The 16450-nt window shown below is 72.6% G+C and carries 11 protein-coding genes; 5 read left to right on the top strand and 6 right to left on the bottom strand.

Going from position 1 to position 16450, the window contains the following annotated elements; translation table 11 throughout:
• Nucleotides 1-38: 38 nt before the first annotated feature.
• Nucleotides 39-1712: a thiamine pyrophosphate-binding protein gene (locus ABT127_RS31390; protein ID WP_351457394.1), complete on the top strand. Its 1674-nt coding sequence runs from the start codon at nt 39-41 to the stop codon at nt 1710-1712.
• Here ABT127_RS31390 and ABT127_RS31385 read toward each other — a convergent pair.
• Nucleotides 1709-2527 (bottom strand): alpha/beta fold hydrolase, encoded by an 819-nt coding sequence (locus ABT127_RS31385; RefSeq protein ID WP_351457391.1) that lies wholly within the window; start codon nt 2525-2527, stop codon nt 1709-1711. The two genes, ABT127_RS31390 and ABT127_RS31385, sit on opposite strands and share 4 nt — an antisense overlap.
• Before the next feature lie 36 nt (nt 2528-2563).
• On the bottom strand, nt 2564-3337 hold the full coding sequence (locus tag ABT127_RS31380) for an alpha/beta fold hydrolase (protein WP_351457389.1): 774 nt from the start codon (nt 3335-3337) through the stop codon (nt 2564-2566).
• A gap of 131 nt (nt 3338-3468) precedes the next feature.
• Here ABT127_RS31380 and ABT127_RS31375 point away from each other — a divergent pair, with 131 nt between their 5' ends.
• The gene (locus ABT127_RS31375) at nt 3469-4368 is read left to right on the top strand and encodes a LysR family transcriptional regulator (protein WP_351457611.1); all 900 of its coding nucleotides are present in this window, start codon (nt 3469-3471) and stop codon (nt 4366-4368) included.
• A 6-nt stretch (nt 4369-4374) separates the two neighbouring features.
• Here the strand turns inward: ABT127_RS31375 and ABT127_RS31370 are convergent, their stop codons facing one another.
• Complete coding sequence (locus tag ABT127_RS31370) at nt 4375-5169, bottom strand: endonuclease I family protein (protein WP_351457386.1); 795 nt, start codon at nt 5167-5169, stop codon at nt 4375-4377.
• Nucleotides 5170-5317: 148 nt separating this feature from the next.
• Entirely contained in the window at nt 5318-7453 is a 2136-nt protein-coding gene (locus tag ABT127_RS31365) for an ArnT family glycosyltransferase (RefSeq protein ID WP_351457384.1), read from the bottom strand.
• Nucleotides 7454-7615: 162 nt separating this feature from the next.
• On the opposite strand from ABT127_RS31365, the gene ABT127_RS31360 reads away from it, so the two are divergent.
• The 3 genes from ABT127_RS31360 (at nt 7616) to ABT127_RS31350 (ending at nt 13388) form a co-directional block, all read left to right on the top strand.
• Nucleotides 7616-11365: an ABC transporter ATP-binding protein gene (locus tag ABT127_RS31360; RefSeq protein WP_351457381.1), complete on the top strand. Its 3750-nt coding sequence runs from the start codon at nt 7616-7618 to the stop codon at nt 11363-11365.
• A gap of 77 nt (nt 11366-11442) precedes the next feature.
• Complete coding sequence (locus ABT127_RS31355) at nt 11443-11865, top strand: hypothetical protein (RefSeq protein WP_502971812.1); 423 nt, start codon at nt 11443-11445, stop codon at nt 11863-11865.
• Between the two features lie 128 nt (nt 11866-11993).
• Nucleotides 11994-13388: a S28 family serine protease gene (locus ABT127_RS31350; protein WP_351457379.1), complete on the top strand. Its 1395-nt coding sequence runs from the start codon at nt 11994-11996 to the stop codon at nt 13386-13388.
• A gap of 43 nt (nt 13389-13431) precedes the next feature.
• Here ABT127_RS31350 and ABT127_RS31345 read toward each other — a convergent pair whose 3' ends face one another.
• Nucleotides 13432-14022, bottom strand: a complete 591-nt coding sequence (locus ABT127_RS31345; protein ID WP_351457376.1) for a hypothetical protein — start codon at nt 14020-14022, stop codon at nt 13432-13434.
• Nucleotides 14023-14190: 168 nt separating this feature from the next.
• Complete coding sequence (locus ABT127_RS31340; protein WP_351457373.1) at nt 14191-16002, bottom strand: glycoside hydrolase family 3 protein; 1812 nt, start codon at nt 16000-16002, stop codon at nt 14191-14193.
• Between the last annotated feature and the right edge of the window lie 448 nt (nt 16003-16450).

Below are 16450 nucleotides of genomic sequence, written 5' to 3'. Positions count from 1 at the left end.
CCGGACCACCTCCGGCACTTCGAGGAGAGAGCCCCGCGATGACCCACGACCACGATCTCGTCCTGCGGCCCACCGAGGCCCAGACCGAAGCGGCCCTCAACCCGCCGCCCGGGCGGACCGGCGGCGACCTGGTCGTGGAGACCCTCGCGGGGCTCGGCGCGTCCACCGTCTTCGGGCTGCCCGGCCAGCACGCGCTCGGCCTCTTCGACGCGCTGCGCCGCAGCGACCTGCGCTACGTGGGCCTGCGCGTGGAGAACAACGCCGGATTCGCGGCGGACGCGTACGGCCGGGTGACCGGAGAGGTCGCGCCGCTGTTCCTGTCCACCGGGCCCGGCGCGCTCACCTCCCTCTCCGCGCTCCAGGAGGCGGCCGCGGCCTCCGCGCCGGTGCTCACGATCGTCAGCCAGGTGCCGGTGGCCGGGCTGGGCGGCGGGCGGCACGGCTACCTCCACGAGCTGCGCGACCAGCAGGCCGCGTTCCGCGACGTGGTGAAGTCCGTCCACACCGTGCGCACCCAGTCGCAGATCCCGTCGGCGATCGCCGCGGCCTGGGAGTCGGCGCTGAGCGCGCCGCACGGCCCGGTCTACGTGGAGATCCCGCAGGACGTCCTGCTCGCCCCGGCGACCCTGCCCCAGGTCACGGCGGTCGACGCCACCCCGCACGAACTCGTGCCCCGCCCCGAGCTGACCGCGGTCGCGGCCGATCTGCTCGCGAAGGCCGAGCGGCCGGTGATCATCGCGGGCGGCGGAGTGGTCCGCGCCGACGCGGCGGGCAAGCTGCGCGCGCTCGCGGAGAGGGTGAACGCCCCGGTGGTGTGCACCTTCGGCGGCAAGGGCGCCTTCCCCTGGGAGCACCCGCTCTCGCTCCAGTCCTGGATGGAGGACCGGCACGTCACCGACTTCCTGGAGGACGCGGACGTCCTGCTGGTCGTCGGCTCGGGACTCGGCGAACTCTCCTCGAACTACCACACGTTCGCGCCGCGCGGCCGGGTGATCCAGATCGAGGCGGACGCGGGCAAGCTGGAGTCCAACCACCCGGCGCTCGGCATCCACGCGGACGCCCGCCTCGCCGTCCAGGCCCTCCTGGAGACGGTGGCGGAGCGCCCGGACGAGAAGGCCCCGGCACGCGTCGCCGAGGTCCTGAACGCCGTACGGGAACGCATCGACTCCCAGGAACTCACCCTGGAACAGGACGTGCTGGCCTCGGTCCGCGCCGCGCTCCCGCCGAAGGCGCCGTCCTTCTGGGACATGACGATCCTGGCCTACTGGGCCTGGTCGGCCTGGCCCGGCCCGCTGCACTCGGCGCAGGGCGCGGGCGGTCTCGGCTACGGCTTCCCGGCCGCGCTCGGCGCCGCGGCGGCCGACCCGACGACGCCGGTCCTCGCGGTCTCCGGCGACGGCGGCGCCCTGTACTCGATCGCCGAACTGGCCACGGCGAAGCAGGAGTCCCTGAACGTCACCTGGCTGATCGTCGACGACGGCGGCTACGGCATCCTGCGCGAGTACATGAACGACACCTTCGGCCAGGCGACCGCCACCGAGCTGACCCGGCCGGACTACGTGGCCCTCGCGGAGTCCTTCGGCGTGCCGGCCGTGCGCACGTCACCGGAGAAGCTCCGCGAGGATCTGGCCGCCGCCCTGGCCGCGCCCGGCCCGAGCGTGGTCGTGCTGCCGGCGCTGCTGAAGATGTTCGCGCCGACGCACCTGGGCTAGGCCCCCTGGCCGAGTCCGTCCAGGAACTCCGCCACCTTGGCCGTGAGCAGGTCCGGGTTCTCGCCGGGCAGGCCGTGTCCGCCGGGGACGCGCAGCAGGCGGGCGTGCGTGATGCCTTCGGCCAGGTCGAGCTGGTGGTGCGGTGGGACGAGGCGGTCGTCGGCGCTGGACAGCAGGAGCGTCGGGGCGGTGATGCGGGGGAGCAGGCCGGTGAGGTCGACTGCGGTGTCCGTCTCGGTCTGCCGGACGAAGCCGTCCAGGCCACCCGTGATCAGCTCGGCGAACCCGGCCGCCGCCTGCGCGAACGTCTCCTCGTCCCAGCCGCGCAGCGTGTCCTTGCCCAGCGCGGTGAGCAGGATCAGCCGGGCCAGCGCGTCCGGGTCGGTGCCGGCCAGCTGCCGCCACAGGTCGAACTGGAACGCCATGTGGGCGTCCGTGCGCACCCAGCCCGCGTGCGCGATCAGTGAGGTCACCGCGTCCGGATGCAGGGCGGCCGCCGCCGTCGCGACCACGGCGCCGAGCGAGTGGCCCACGAGGTGGAAGCGCTCCAGCCCCGCGTCCCATGCCGCCGCGACGACGACGGCCACCATGTCGGTCACGGAGACCGGGCCACCCGGGTCACTCGTCCCGCCCGAACCCTGGAGGTCGGGGGCGACGATCGTGCAGCGGTCGCTCAACTCGGCCATGAGCGGGCTCCAGTTGGCCTCCGCACTGGCGCCGGTTCCGTGCACCAGGACCAGGCCGGGACCGTTGCCGGTGACGAGGTAGTGGGCCTTGGCGATCCCGCCCGAGGTGGGCACGTCGACGAAAGGCATGCGTAACTCCTTCAAGGAAAAGCCTGGTCGGGTTGGTCAGTGCAGGCCGGCGAGGGCCGCGCGCAGGGCGGCGGTGAACCGGTCGGCCTGGTCCTGCTGCGACATGTGGCCCGCGCCGTCGATCACCGTGAGGCGAGCACCCGGGATCAGGGCGGTGAGTTCGCGGGGCACCGACAGGGGGACCTCGGTGTCGAGTTCGCCGTGCAGGAAGTGGGTGGGCACGCGCAGGGCGGCCACCCGGCCGCGCGGGTCGTAGGCTGCCTGGTCGACGACGAGTCCGTCGATGCGGAACGTCGACTCCAGGAGCTGGCGCACCGTCCAGTCGATCATCGCGTCGCTCGCCCCGGGCCGGTACCAGTGCGGCACGAAGGCGGCGAGCGTTCCCGCCCGGTCGGCGCGCAGGTCCGTGAGCAGCTTGTCCATGGCGTCCTGGAGCCCGGAGAAGTGGTGGACGCCCGAGTCGACCGGGACGATCGCGCCGATCCGGTCGGGCGCGGCGAGGGCCGCCTCGACGATGAAGGCGCCCGCGATCGACGAGCCGATCAGTACCGGCCGGTCGAGCTCCAGGACTTCGATGAACGCCAGCACGTCATCGGTGAGTTGGGTGATGGTGTAGCCGTCCGTGGGGCGCTCCGAGCGACCGCAGCCCCGCCAGTCGAGGGCGATCACGCGGTGGTCGGCCATGAGGTCGGCCGCCTGCGCGTCCCACACCCGGCCGCTGGTGCCCCAGCCGTGCAGGAACACCAGGGGCCGGCCCGTGCCGAGGTCCTCGTAGTGGAGTGCCGTGCCGTTGACGGTCGTGTACGCCATGAGGGGCTGCCTTCCCGGTGCGCTGGGGTGATGCGGCGGTGGGGCAATTCCAGCGGGCGGACGGCCGTGGGCCAATGGGTGATCCGCTCCTAGACTCATCACGGATCGTGATGGGTGAGGGGCGGGGCGGCGTGGAGTTGCGGCAGGTGAAGTACTTCGTGGCGGTGGCCGAGGAACTGCACTTCGGGCGGGCCGCCGAACGGCTGCACATCGTGCAGCCCGCGGTGAGTCAGCAAGTGCGGCGTCTGGAGAAGGAGTTCGGTGTCGAGCTCTTCGACCGCAGCAGGCGGGCCGTGCGGCTGACCGGCGCGGGACGGGCGCTTCTGCCGCACGCCCGCGCGCTGCTCGCGGCCGAGCGAGCGGTGGCCGAGGCGATGGACACCGTGCGGGGCGAGCAGGAGTCCACGCTGCGCGTCGGTACGAGCACGGGGCTCGGCCTGCGCCTCGACGCGGTGCTGACCGCGCTGTCGGAGCGGGCGCCGCGGCTGCTGGTCGAGCTGGTCAGCGGCACCACGGCGCTACGGCTCCAGCAGGTGCGCGACGGCGACCTGGACGCCACCTTCGTGCGCGGCGCCGACCGCGCCCCGGGCCTCGAACTGCTGCCGCTGTGGCGGGACGAACTGGTCGCGGCGCTGCCCGCCGCGCACCCGCTCGCCGGGCGGGACGGGATCGATCTCGCGGACCTGGCCGGGCTGCCCCTGCGGATCGCGTCCCGCGAGAGCAACCCGCACCTGGTCGACACGGTCGTCGACGCCTGCCGGGTGGCGGGGTTCGAGCCGGTCATGGGCCCGGCGTTCACCACCGACCAGGACACCCTGGCCGCGATCGCCACGGGCCGGTCGAGCTGGAGCGTCTACTTCGCCGCGCAGGCCGCCGTGCAGCCCGCGCACCGCATCGCCTTCCGGCCGTTCACCGGACCGGCGGCGGCGCCGTCCCTGCCGACCTGCCTGGCCGTGCGCCCCGGCCCGCCGTCCCGCCGCCTCGCGGCACTGCTCGTCGCGTGCGGCGAAGTGGGGGACGGCGCGCCGTAGTTGCCGCTACCAGATCGACTCGACCCACTCCGGGTGGTCGATGAACGGGTTGCGGTTGTGCTGGTAGGTGTCGTAGATGACCTGGTTGCGCTTCTCCTCGAAGGCGCTCGGCGGGTCCTCCTGGCTCCACTGCTTGAGCACGGAGAGCTTGCCCATGAAGGCGGCGCTTCCGTTGTTGACCTTCTCGTTCGGCTCCAGGTCGGCGAAGCCGTCGCCGCCGTCGTAGCGCACCGCCATGTAGAGGATCATGCGGGCCACGTCGCCCTTGTCGGCGTCGCGCGGCTCGAAGGAGTCGGAGTCGGTGAGGCTGCCGCCGCCGCCCGAGACGGCGCTGCCGCCGTCGTCGAAGTCCTTGTTGCCGCGGACGCTGTTGACCTGGACGTCGGCGGGGCGCAGGTGGTGCAGGTCCGTGCCGGGGCCCGTCACCTCGCCGAAGTCGCCGTGGGACTTGGCCCAGGTGTGCTCGCGGTTCCAGTCGCCGACGGCCCCGCCGTTGAGGGACTTGGCCCGCGAGACACCGCTGTACAGCAGGATCACGTTGTTGCTGTTGTTCGGATCCTGGTCGGTGACCTTGAGCGCGTCCCAGACCGCGGAGTACGAGATCTTGCTCTGGCTGCTGATGATCGTGTGCAGCGAGGACTTGAGGCTCGCGCCGGTCTTGCCGATCGCGTTCTTGTAGTACGTCGAGTCGTACGCGGTGGTCGTCGCGGAGGCGGGGCCCGCGGTGGCCAGGGGGAGGGCGACGGCCGTCATCAGGGCGGCGGCAGTGAGGGCGGCGGTGCGTATGGGGATTCCGGGCATGAGGGGTGTCCGTCCGTTCTACGCGGGTTGACTGGAAGGCAACCCGCGTAGAGTGACATGGACACGTAGTGTTTGGGTGAACGTTTCGGGTCGATCGTGTGACACAAATGCGATCCCTGATGGAGTATCAGGGACCGCTGTGCGTAGGTCAGTTCACGTCCGACGGGTCCAGGCGGTAGAGGGACGAGGACGAGGACGCGGACGAGGACGACGAGCTCTTGCCGTACGCACTCGCCTTCACCGCCGTCCCGTGCTTCTTCACCCACGCGGTGACCGCGGAGCCGACGTCGTCGCCGCCCATACCGCCGCCCATCCCGCTCTCGCCGACCTGGATGTAGTGCAACTGACCGCTCTTCACCAGCTTCTCGAGCTTGGCGACGGTCATGCCCTTGTCGGAGCCGGTGAAGCCGTACATGGAGATCACGGGCTTCTCGGTGCTCAGGATGATCTGTGCGGCGGACTGTGAGTTGGACACCGCCAGCAGCCACGTGGCGCCGTCCTGGTGCTTCTCCAGGTACGCGATCAGGTCGCTGTCGACCGAGCCGCCCATGCCGCCGCCGGGCGCCTCTGCGCCACCCGGCATCTCCCCGCCGCCGTTCGGCGGGGTGAACCCGCCCTCCTGGCCGCCCTCGCCCTGGCCCGGCATCCCGCCGGGCCGGTTGCCCTGGCCCGGGCCTGAACCCTGCCGGCCGCCCCCGCCCGGCATCTCGCCGCCTCCGGGGAAGCCACCGCGGCCGCCAGCGCCGCCACCGCCGCCACCCGGGCCGCCCATGCCGTCGCCCGTCGTGGGCCCGGCCGTCGGGTTGGTGCCGCCCATGCCGCCGCCCGCGCCGGACGAGAACGGCTCCGCGAAGGAGTACGCGGCGGGGCCCGCCACGGACGCGACGACCGCCGCCGCCACCGCCGCGGCGAACAGCCGCAGCCGTGTGCCCGACGCCGTGCGGAAGAGCAGCAGGCCCGCGATCGCGAGCGCCATGACGAGGGCGATCAGCGGCCACAGCCAGCCGTTCCAGCCGGAGGCGCGGCGCAGCAGCACGACCGCCCAGATCCCGGTGGCACCGAGCGCGACGGGCAGCACCCACACCCATCGCCTGTCGGTGCGGAAGGCGCGCAGCAGCATCACGCCGCCGCCTCCGCACAGCGCCGCGACGCCGGGGGCGACCGCGGTCGTGTAGTACGGGTGCATGGTGCCCTCGGCCGTCGCGAACGTGCCGTAGTGCAGCAGCAGCCAGCCGCCCCACAGCACCAGCGCGGCGCGCGTGATGTCGGTGCGGGAGGCGCGCCCGCGCAGCACCAGACCGCCGGTCAGGGCGATCACCGCGAACGGGATCAGCCAGGAGATCTGCCCGCCGAGCGTGTCGTTGAAGAGCCGGCCGAGACCCGCGGCGCCGGAGAAGCCGCCGCCCCCTCCTCCGCCGCCCCCGCCGTTGCCCTCGCCGCCGAGGACCCGGCCCAGGCCGTTGTAGCCCATGATCAGGTCCCAGGCCGAGCCGTCCGTGGAGCCGCCGATGTAGGGGCGGTCGTCGGCCGGTACGAGGGAGACGGCCGTCGCCCACCAGAAGCTGGAGACCGCGAGGACCACGGCGGCGAGCACCAGGTTGCGGATCCTCCTCGCCCAGCCCGGCTGAGACGCGTACAGGTACACGGCGAGGACGGCGGGCAGCGCGATGTAGCCCTGGAGCATCTTGGTGTTGAAGGCCAGGCCGAAGCAGAGGGCCGAGCCGAGCAGCGGCAGGAGCCGGCCGTCGCGGGTGGCGCGCAGCGCGAGGGCCGCGCCGCCCACCATCAGCAGGACCAGCAGGGTGTCCGGGTTGTTGTCCCGGTCGATCGCGACCGTGATCGGGGTCAGGGCCAGGACCAGCGCGGCGAGCGCGGCGGCCGCGTGGCCCCACACCCGCTTCACGGAGGAGTGCAGGATCCAGATCGTGCCGAGCGCGGCCCCGATCTGCGGCAGCATCATCTGCCAGGTGCCGAAGCCGAGGATCCGGCAGGACAGGCCCATCACCATCAGTGCGAAGGGCGGCTTGTCGACGGTCAGGAAGTTGCCCGCGTCGATGGAGCCGAAGAACCAGGCCTTCCAGCTCTGCGTGCCGCTGTAGACCGCGGCGCTGTAGAAGCTGTTCAGGCCGTTCGACGAGAGGTTCCAGGCGTACAGCACCGCGGCGAGCGCCAGGATGCCGAGCAGCGCGGGCAGCGACCAGCGCGGGGCGCGGTGCGCGGTCGGCGGGGCCGCCGGTGGTGGCGGGGCGGGAGCGTGGGGGAGCGGTTCGGTCGCAGAGGTCACCAGGGAAAGGTGCACGGCGCGGGTGGGCGCGGGCTGTGCCGAGGCTGGGTGCCACCTGTGAAAGCCGGGGGAACGCCCGTCGGATTGTTGCGGCGGGATGAAATCGGCGGCGTGCCGTGTTGGTCCTCACGGCACAGCAGAGGGTTGGCGAGAGGCGACGGTGTGACGGCGGAGAAACAGGTCGGGCGGGGCTGGGCGAAGCGGCTCGCGGGATACGCCTGGCGCTATCCCAAGGACGTCGTGCTCGCGCTCGGGGCCTCGCTCGGCGGCATGGCCGTCATGGCGCTGGTCCCGCTGATCACGAAGGTGATCATCGACGATGTGATCGGCGACCACACGCGGTCCATGGGGCTGTGGGCGGGCGCGCTGATCGGCGCGGCCGTCGTCGTCTACGTCCTGGCCTACGTCCGCCGCTACTACGGCGGCCGGCTCGCCCTCGACGTCCAGCACGACCTGCGCACCGACATGTACGACACCATCACCCGGCTCGACGGGCGGCGGCAGGACGAGCTGTCCACCGGGCAGGTCGTCGGCCGTGCCACCAGCGACCTTCAGCTCATCCAGGGCCTGCTCTTCATGCTCCCGATGACCATCGGGAACTTCATGCTGTTCCTCATATCCCTGGTGATCATGGCGTGGCTGTCGCTGCCGCTGACCCTGGTCGCGGTCGCCGTCGCCCCCGCCCTGTGGTTCATCGCCAAGCGCAGCCGCTCCCGGCTGCACCCCGCCACCTGGTACGCGCAGGCGCAGGCCGCAGCCGTGGCGGGTGTCGTCGACGGCGCGGTGAGCGGCGTCCGGGTCGTGAAGGGCTTCGGGCAGGAGGACCAGGAGACGGGGAAGCTGCGTGAGGTCGGTCGGCGGCTGTTCGCCGGGCGGCTGCGCACCATCCGGCTCAATTCCAAGTTCACCCCCGCCCTCCAGGCCGTGCCCGCGCTCGGGCAGGTCGCGATGCTGGCCCTCGGCGGCTGGCTCGCCGTGCGCGGGCAGATCACGCTCGGGACCTTCGTCGCCTTCTCCTCGTACCTGTCCCAGCTCGTCGGCCCGGTGCGGATGCTCGCCGTCGTGCTGACCGTCGGGCAGCAGGCCCGGGCCGGCGCCGAGCGCGTCCTGGAACTCATCGACACCGAGCCGTCGCTCGTGGACGGCACCAAGGAACTGCCCGCCGACGCCCCGGCCACCGTCGAGTTCGACGACGTCGCCTTCGAGTACGCGGGCGGGGACCGGCCCGTTCTGGACGGGCTCTCCTTCGAGATCCGCGCGGGCGAGACCCTGGCCGTCGTCGGTTCGTCCGGCTCCGGCAAGTCCACCGTGTCGCTGCTGCTGCCGCGCCTGTACGACGTCACGCGCGGCGCCGTCCTCGTCGGCGGCCACGACGTGCGCGAGCTGAGCCTCGCCTCGCTGCGGGCCGCCATCGGCCTCGTGCCGGAGGACTCCTTCCTCTTCTCCGACACCGTGCGGGCCAACATCGCCTACGGGATGCCGGACGCCACCGACGAGCAGGTCGAGGCCGCCGCGCGCGCCGCGCAGGCCGACCGGTTCATCGCCGAGCTGCCCGAGGGGTACGACACCAAGGTCGGCGAGCACGGGCTGACCCTCTCCGGCGGCCAGCGCCAGCGCGTCGCGCTCGCCCGCGCCATCCTCACCGACCCGCGCCTGCTGGTCCTCGACGACGCCACGTCCGCCGTGGACGCGCGCGTCGAGCACGAGATCCACGAGGCGCTCAAGGAGGTCATGGCGGGCCGCACCACCCTGCTCATCGCGCACCGCCGCTCCACCCTGAACCTCGCGGACCGCATCGCCGTCCTCGACGGCGGCCGGCTCGCCGCCATCGGCACGCACGCGGAGCTGGAGGCCGGCTCGCCGCTCTACCGGCGGCTGCTCACCGACCCCGACGAGCTGGGCGGCGTATCGCCCGGGCACACGCTGCCCACGGCCCCGGCCGAGGACACGTCCGTACGGGAGGAGCTGGACGCCGAGTTCGACGCCGAGCGCGGGGTCACCCCCGGGCTGTGGAGCGGCGACCGTGACAACACCAAGGATCCGGCGCTGTCCGGGATGCCCGCCACTCCCGGGCTGCTCGCGCAGGTGGACGCGCTGCCGCCCGCCACCGACACCCCCGACATCGACGAGGCACGGGCCGTCACGCCCGAGGACTCCTACGGCCTGCGGCGGCTGCTGCGCGGCTTCGGGCCGGTGCTGCTGATCAGCCTGGGCCTGGTCGCGGTCGACGCGGGCGTCGGACTGCTGCTGCCCGTCCTCATCCGGCACGGCATCGACGAGGGCGTCAGCCGGCTGGCGCTCGGCGCGGTCTGGGCCGCGTCCGGGCTGGCCCTCGTCGCCGTGCTCGTGCAGTGGGCCGCGCAGATCGGCGAGACCCGGATGACCGGCCGCACCGGCGAGCGGGTGCTCTACTCGCTCCGCCTGAAGATCTTCTCCCAGCTCCAGCGGCTCGGTCTCGACTACTACGAGCGGGAGCTGACCGGCCGGATCATGACCCGGATGACGACGGACGTCGACGCGCTGTCGACGTTCCTGCAGACCGGCCTGGTCACCGCGTTCGTCTCCGTCGTCACCTTCTTCGGCATCATGGTCGCCCTGCTCGTCATCGACCTCCAGCTCGCCCTCGTCGTCTTCGCGACGCTGCCGCTGCTGATCGTCGGCACGTTCTACTTCCGCCGCTCCAGCGTCAAGGCGTACGAGCTGGCCCGCGAGCGGGTCTCCGTCGTCAACGCCGACCTCCAGGAGACCGTCGCCGGACTGCGCATCGTGCAGGCGTTCCGGCGCGAGAAGGACGGCAGGGCGCGGTTCGCGGCGGGCAGCGACAGCTACCGCAGCGCGCGGATCCGCGGCCAGTGGCTGATCTCCGTCTACTTCCCGTTCGTCCAGCTGCTGTCGTCGGTGGCGGCCGCCGCCGTGCTGATGGTGGGCGCCCACCGGGTGGACGCGGGCACGCTGACGACCGGCGCGCTGGTCGCCTACCTGCTCTACATCGACCTGTTCTTCGCGCCCGTGCAGCAGCTCTCCCAGGTCTTCGACGGCTACCAGCAGGCCACCGTCTCGCTGGGCCGCATCCAGGAACTGCTGCGCGAGCCGACCTCCACGAAGGGCGCCGCCGAGCCCCTGGACGTGCTGTCCCTGCGCGGCGAGATCGCCTTCGAGGACGTCGACTTCGCGTACGGCCCCGCAGAAGAGGGGGAGACCGCCCTGTCCGGCGTACGGCTGCGGATCCCGGCCGGGCAGACCGTCGCGTTCGTCGGCGAGACCGGCGCGGGCAAGTCGACCCTGGTCAAGCTGGTCGCCCGGTTCTACGACCCGACCGGCGGCCGGGTCACCGCCGACGGCACCGACCTGCGCGACCTCGACCTCACCGCGTACCGGCACCGGCTCGGCGTCGTCCCGCAGGAGGCGTACCTCTTCCCCGGCACGGTCCGCGACGCCATCGCGTACGGGCGGCCCGGGGCGACGGACGCCGAGGTGGAGGCGGCGGCCCGGACGGTCGGTGCGCACGCCATGATCGCCACCCTGGACGGCGGCTACCTCCACGAGGTCGCCGAGCGCGGCCGCAACCTCTCGGCGGGCCAGCGCCAGCTGATCGCCCTGGCCCGCGCCGAGCTCGTCGACCCCGACGTCCTGCTGCTCGACGAGGCCACGGCCGCCCTCGACCTCGCCACCGAGGCCCAGGTCAACGCGGCCACCGAGCGGCTGGCCGGCCGACGCACCACCCTGGTCGTCGCCCACCGCCTGACGACGGCGGCCCGCGCCGACCGGGTCGTGGTGATGGACCACGGGCGGGTCGTGGAGGACGGCACCCACGACGAGCTGCTCGCCCTCGACGGCACGTACGCCCGGCTGTGGCGCACCTTCATCGGCGAGGACGACGACGCGGCGGACGTGGTCAGCGCGTCGAGGTGATGGATTCGCGCAACCGTACGACCCCTGTGTCGCGTCCGTTCATCAGTACGCTGATGCCGATGTGACGGGAGGGATCCGTGGTGCGAAGAGACGGTGAGGCGGGCGCCGGCATACGCCGCGGGCCGCGCCGCCCGGCCGCGCTCCTGCTGGCCGCGCTGCTCGGCTCGGGCCTGCTGGTCGTCGGCGGTCCGGCCGTCGGCAGCGCGCACGCGGCGGTGCTCTGCTCCGGGCACAAGGTCCGCACCCTCTCCTTCGCCACCGGCCGGACGGTCGTCTACAAGAACAACGGCTACGTCTGCGCCGTCACCTATCCCGAGCGCGGCGGCACCCGCCAGTACATGTCGGTCGGCGTCCAGGCGCGCGGCAACCGCGCGGTCGTCGACGCGGGCCGCTTCACCCAGCGCGCGGGACCGGTCATCGTGCACGCGGGGCACCGCTGCGTCCGGGTGACGGGGAAGGTGGGCTCGCGGTCGGTCAGCACCGGCTGGATCCTGTGCTGAGGCCGGTCCTCCGGGCCTGCCGCGCCGGGCCTGTTCTGCTCAGCGGACACCAAGTCCCTCTGGTGGTACGCGGATCGCTCCGATAGTTTCCGGGGCGCTGTTGTACTCGCGTCTCCAGGGGAGTGTGTATGCGCAAGGTGCTCAGATGGCTGCTGTCGCTCGTCGTGCTGATAGGCACGGTGGCCGCGGCCGGCACGACGACGGCCACCGCCGCCGCGGACGCCACCGACATCAAGGACCGGCTGCTCGCCGTACCCGGCATCAGCCTCGTCGAGGAGAAGCCGTACGACGGGTACCGCTACTTCGTCCTGAACTTCACCCAGCCCGTCGACCACAAGCATCCGTCCAAGGGCACGTTCCAGCAGCGGATCACCGTGCTGCACAAGGACGTCAGCCGTCCCACGGTCATGTTCACCAGCGGCTACAACGTCTCGACGACGCCCTCGCGCAGCGAGCCGACCCGGATCGTCGACGGCAACCAGGTCTCCGTCGAGTACCGCTTCTTCACCCCGTCCCGGCCGCAGCCCGCCGACTGGTCCAAGCTCGACATCTGGCAGGCGGCCAGCGACCAGCACGCCATCTACCAGGCCCTCAAGCCCGTCTACGGTGCCAACTGGCTGACCACCGGCGGCTCCAAGGGCGGCATGACCGCCACGTACTACGAGCGCTTCTACCCGCGGGACATGGACGGCGTCGTCGCCTACGTCGCCCCGAACGACGTCGTGAACGACGAGGACTCGGCCTACGACCGCTTCCTCGCGCACGTCGGTCCGAAGGACTGCCGCGTCGCCCTGCAGAAGGTGCAGCGCGAGACGCTGGTGCGCCGCACCGCGCTGGAGAAGAAGTACAAGGACTACCTCGCCGCCAACAACTACACCGTGAACACGGTCGGTTCGCTGGACAAGGCGTACGAGGCGACCGTCCTCGACCTCGTGTGGGGCTTCTGGCAGTACCAGCCCGAGTCGGCCTGCGCGGACGTCCCGGACGCGAAGACCGTCACCGACCAGGCCCTCTTCGACTACGTCGACGCCGTCGGCGGCTGGTCGTCCTACGCCGACCAGGGCCTGGAGCGGTACACCCCGTACTACTACCAGGCGGGCACCCAGCTCGGCTCGCCCGACATCAGGCAGCCCTGGCTCGGCAAGCTCTCCCGCTACGGCTACCAGCCGCCGCGCAACTTCGTGCCGCGCTCCATCCCCATGAAGTTCGACAAGCGGGCGATGCCCGACGTGGACGCCTGGGTGCGCCACCACGCCACGCGCATGCTGTACGTGTACGGCGACAACGACCCGTGGGGCGCCGAGCGCTTCCGCCTCGGCCGCGGCGCCGAGGACTCGTACGTGCTGACCGCGCCGCACGCCAACCACGGCGCGAACGTCGCCGCGCTGACCGCCGGTGACAAGGACCTCGCCACCCAGCGGATCCTCGCGTGGGCCGGCCTGTCCGGTACGACGGCCAAGGCGCCGCACGACGCGAAGCTGGACCGGACCGACCCGGCCCGGGAGCTGACGCTCCGGCCGTGACCCGGCCGACGCCGTGAGGGGGCGGTGGCCCGCCGCCGCCCCCTCACAGCCGCACCGCGCACCCCACCGGAGCGCCGCCGCCCAGAGCCACGTACAGGGCCGTCGACGGCGGGCACCGGTCGCGCACCCGCACCGCGGAGCCCACCCGGTACTGCGGCGCGCGCTCGCCCGAACCGTCGCAGGCCGTCTCCCGGACCCGGCCCTCACCGGCCGCGTACACGCAGTCGCCGACGACGGTGCGCGGGCCGCCCCCGCCGCCCGGGTCACCGGGGTGCGGGGGCTCCAGATTGCGCATGCACGCGAAGCCCCGGGAGGCGATGCCCGCGGGGTCGCTCTCGCTGATGTGCAGCACGAAGTCGGTGCCGGCCGGGCAGACCGGGCCGCCGGAGGGCCCGCCGTCGTGGCGGGCGAGCACCCGGGCGACGGCGCTCTCGCTGCGGCACGCCACCTCGCCGAACGAGGCCGGCCCCCGCGCACCGCACTCGCCGGCCGCCAGGAAGACCGCCCCGTACCCGGACGGCGACACGCGTGTCGGCGTGGCCCTCGCCGCGTCTACCGGCGCGCCCTGACAGCCGGCCAGCGCGAGGGACAGCAGCAGCCCCGCGCACCCCGCTCCAACCGTTCGCGCACGCATGACAGCCCCCCGGGTGTGCCCGTCAAGACTGACCCGCGGACGCGTGGGCACGCCAGCGGTACGGGGTGCTTTGCGTAGGCCGGAGGTGGTGTGCCGGTGGTGCGGACGTAGACCCCCGTACGGACAGGGAGGTACGGGCCTGCCCCTGCCCGTACGGCGGCGGTTACGTCAGTACCTCAGCCCGTACCCGATCGGACAGAGCACCTGGGTCGGGTCGTCGGCCCGCTGCACGGGGACCGGCAGCCTGCCCCGCGGCTTGGCCGCGCCCGTCAACACCCGTACGGCGGCGCGCAGTTCGACGTCGATCCACGAGTACGCGGCCACGTGCGCGTCGGCGGCGCCCAGGTGGGCGACGTCGTAGGGATTGCGCACGGACAGGGTGACGACCGGGACGCCGGTGGCGGCGACCGCGTTCACCAGCTTCTGCTGGGCGCTGCCCGCGGTCACGTTGTACGTGGCGATGACGACGGCGTCCTTGCCCGCCGCCGCGGCGACGGCCTGGTCGATGACGGCCTGGCTCGGCGCCGTGCCCGTCGCCAGCACCGCGGCGGAGAAGCCGCGTTCGGTGAGGGCGGCGCCGATCACGGTGATCGGCGGGCCGTCGCTGAGCGAGGGCGAGGCCGGGTTGGCGCCGAGGACGAGGACGTTCCTGTGGGTGCGGCGGGAGAGCGGGAGCAGCTTCTCCTTGTTCACCAGGAGCGTCGTGGTGCGCTCGGCGATCCGGTCCGCGGCGGCCAGGTGCGCGGCGGTCCCGACGGTGCGGTCGACGCCGCCGTGCGAGACGTAGAGCTCCTTGGCCTTGAAGAGCCCGAGCTTCGCCTTCAGGCGCAGGATGCGCAGGATCGATTCGTCGAGCCGGGCCTCGGCCAGCTCGCCGCTCTTCACGGCGTCGAGGACCGCGTTCCAGGAGACGTCCAGGGTCGGCGGGTTGAGCAGCTGGTCGACTCCGGCCCGGAGCGCGAGGACGGGGACGCGCGCGTCGCCGTACTTGGTCCGCACGCCCTCCATGCCGAGCGAGTCGGTGATGACGACGCCGTCGTAGCCGAGCTGTTCGCGCAGGATGCCGGTGAGGATCGGGCGCGAGAGCGTCGCCGGGTCCTCGGCCGGGTCCAGGGCCGGTACGACGATGTGGGCCGTCATGATCGAGTCGATGCCGGCGGCTATCGCGGCCTCGAACGACGGCCGGTCCAGCTGCTCCCACTGCTCGCGCGTGTGCGTGATGACCGGCAGGCCGGTGTGCGAGTCGGTGGCGGTGTCGCCGTGTCCGGGGAAGTGCTTGGCCGTCGAGGCGATGCCGGCCGACTGGTAGCCCTTGACCTGGGCGGCGACCAGGCCGGCGACGGCGTCGGGGTCGGCGCCGAAGGAGCGGACGCCGATGACCGGGTTGGCCGGGTTGACGTTGACGTCCGCGTCGGGCGCGTAGTCCTGGACGATGCCGAGCGCGCGCAGCTCGGCGCCGGCGATCTGCCCCGCCTCGCGCGCGTCGCCGTGGCTGCCGCCCGCGCCGAGCGCCATCGCGCCCGGGAACAGGGTGGCGGGCTTGCCGACCCGGCAGACGATGCCGTGCTCCTGGTCGGTGGCGATCAGCAGCGGTATGCGGGAGGGCTGTCGCTGTCCGGCCCGCTGGATGCCGTTGCTGAGGTCGGCTATCTGGTGGGGGTCGCGGACGTTGTGCGCCCACTGGAAGTAGATGATGCCGCCGAGCTTGTACTTGTCGATCAGCTCGTCGGCCGTGCGCACCCCGATCTCTTTGAGGTTCGCGTCGATGTCGGCCTGGTCCGGGGCGTCGGCCGAGTGTCCGTACACCCGCATCACGAAGAGCTGGCCGACCTTCTCCTCCAGGGACATCCCGGAGATGATCTTCTTCAGGGTCTTGTCGGAGAGGCCTTTGGACGCCTGGGCGGGTGCGGCGCTCAGGGCGGTCGCGGCGACACCCGCGGTGGTGGCGGCGAGCAGCGTACGTCTGGAGAGGTGGTGCACTTGCGCTCCTTCCGGAGGGAGGGCGGCGGGGCACTTGCACGGGGCTGAAGGAAACTTCCGCGCGCTATGAATATGGGGAAAGTTTCTGCCAGTCAAGAGAGCGGGCATGAAGAGGGGCCGTCACCGGCGCTGTTGGAGGGGGTGCGCCGGTGACGGCTTGCTGCCGGCCGCATGCGGCGGAGAGGGTGGTCAGCGGTCGCAGCCAGCAGCGAGGCCGACACCGCACTGCGGAGACTCACCGGCAGCTCGCCCCTTGGACGCCGGGCCCCACGCCCGGGTTCCCGTCTTCCGGGGGTTCCGGGAAGTTGGTGCGCGGGGGGCTTCTGGGGTTGTCGCCCGGCTGCCGGCCGGTGGGGCTTCTCGCGCAGTTCCCCGCGCCCCTGAGAGGCCTGCGGCCTTCAGGGGAGGCTGCGCGTCAGCGCATGCCTCAGGGGCGCGGGGAACTGCG

Source organism: Streptomyces sp. NPDC001904, from assembly GCF_040297005.1.
In the GTDB taxonomy this organism is placed as follows: Bacteria; Actinomycetota; Actinomycetes; order Streptomycetales; family Streptomycetaceae; genus Streptomyces.
The sequence above is the reverse complement of the archived record's forward strand: the minus strand, read 5'-3'. Positions and strand labels throughout refer to the sequence as shown.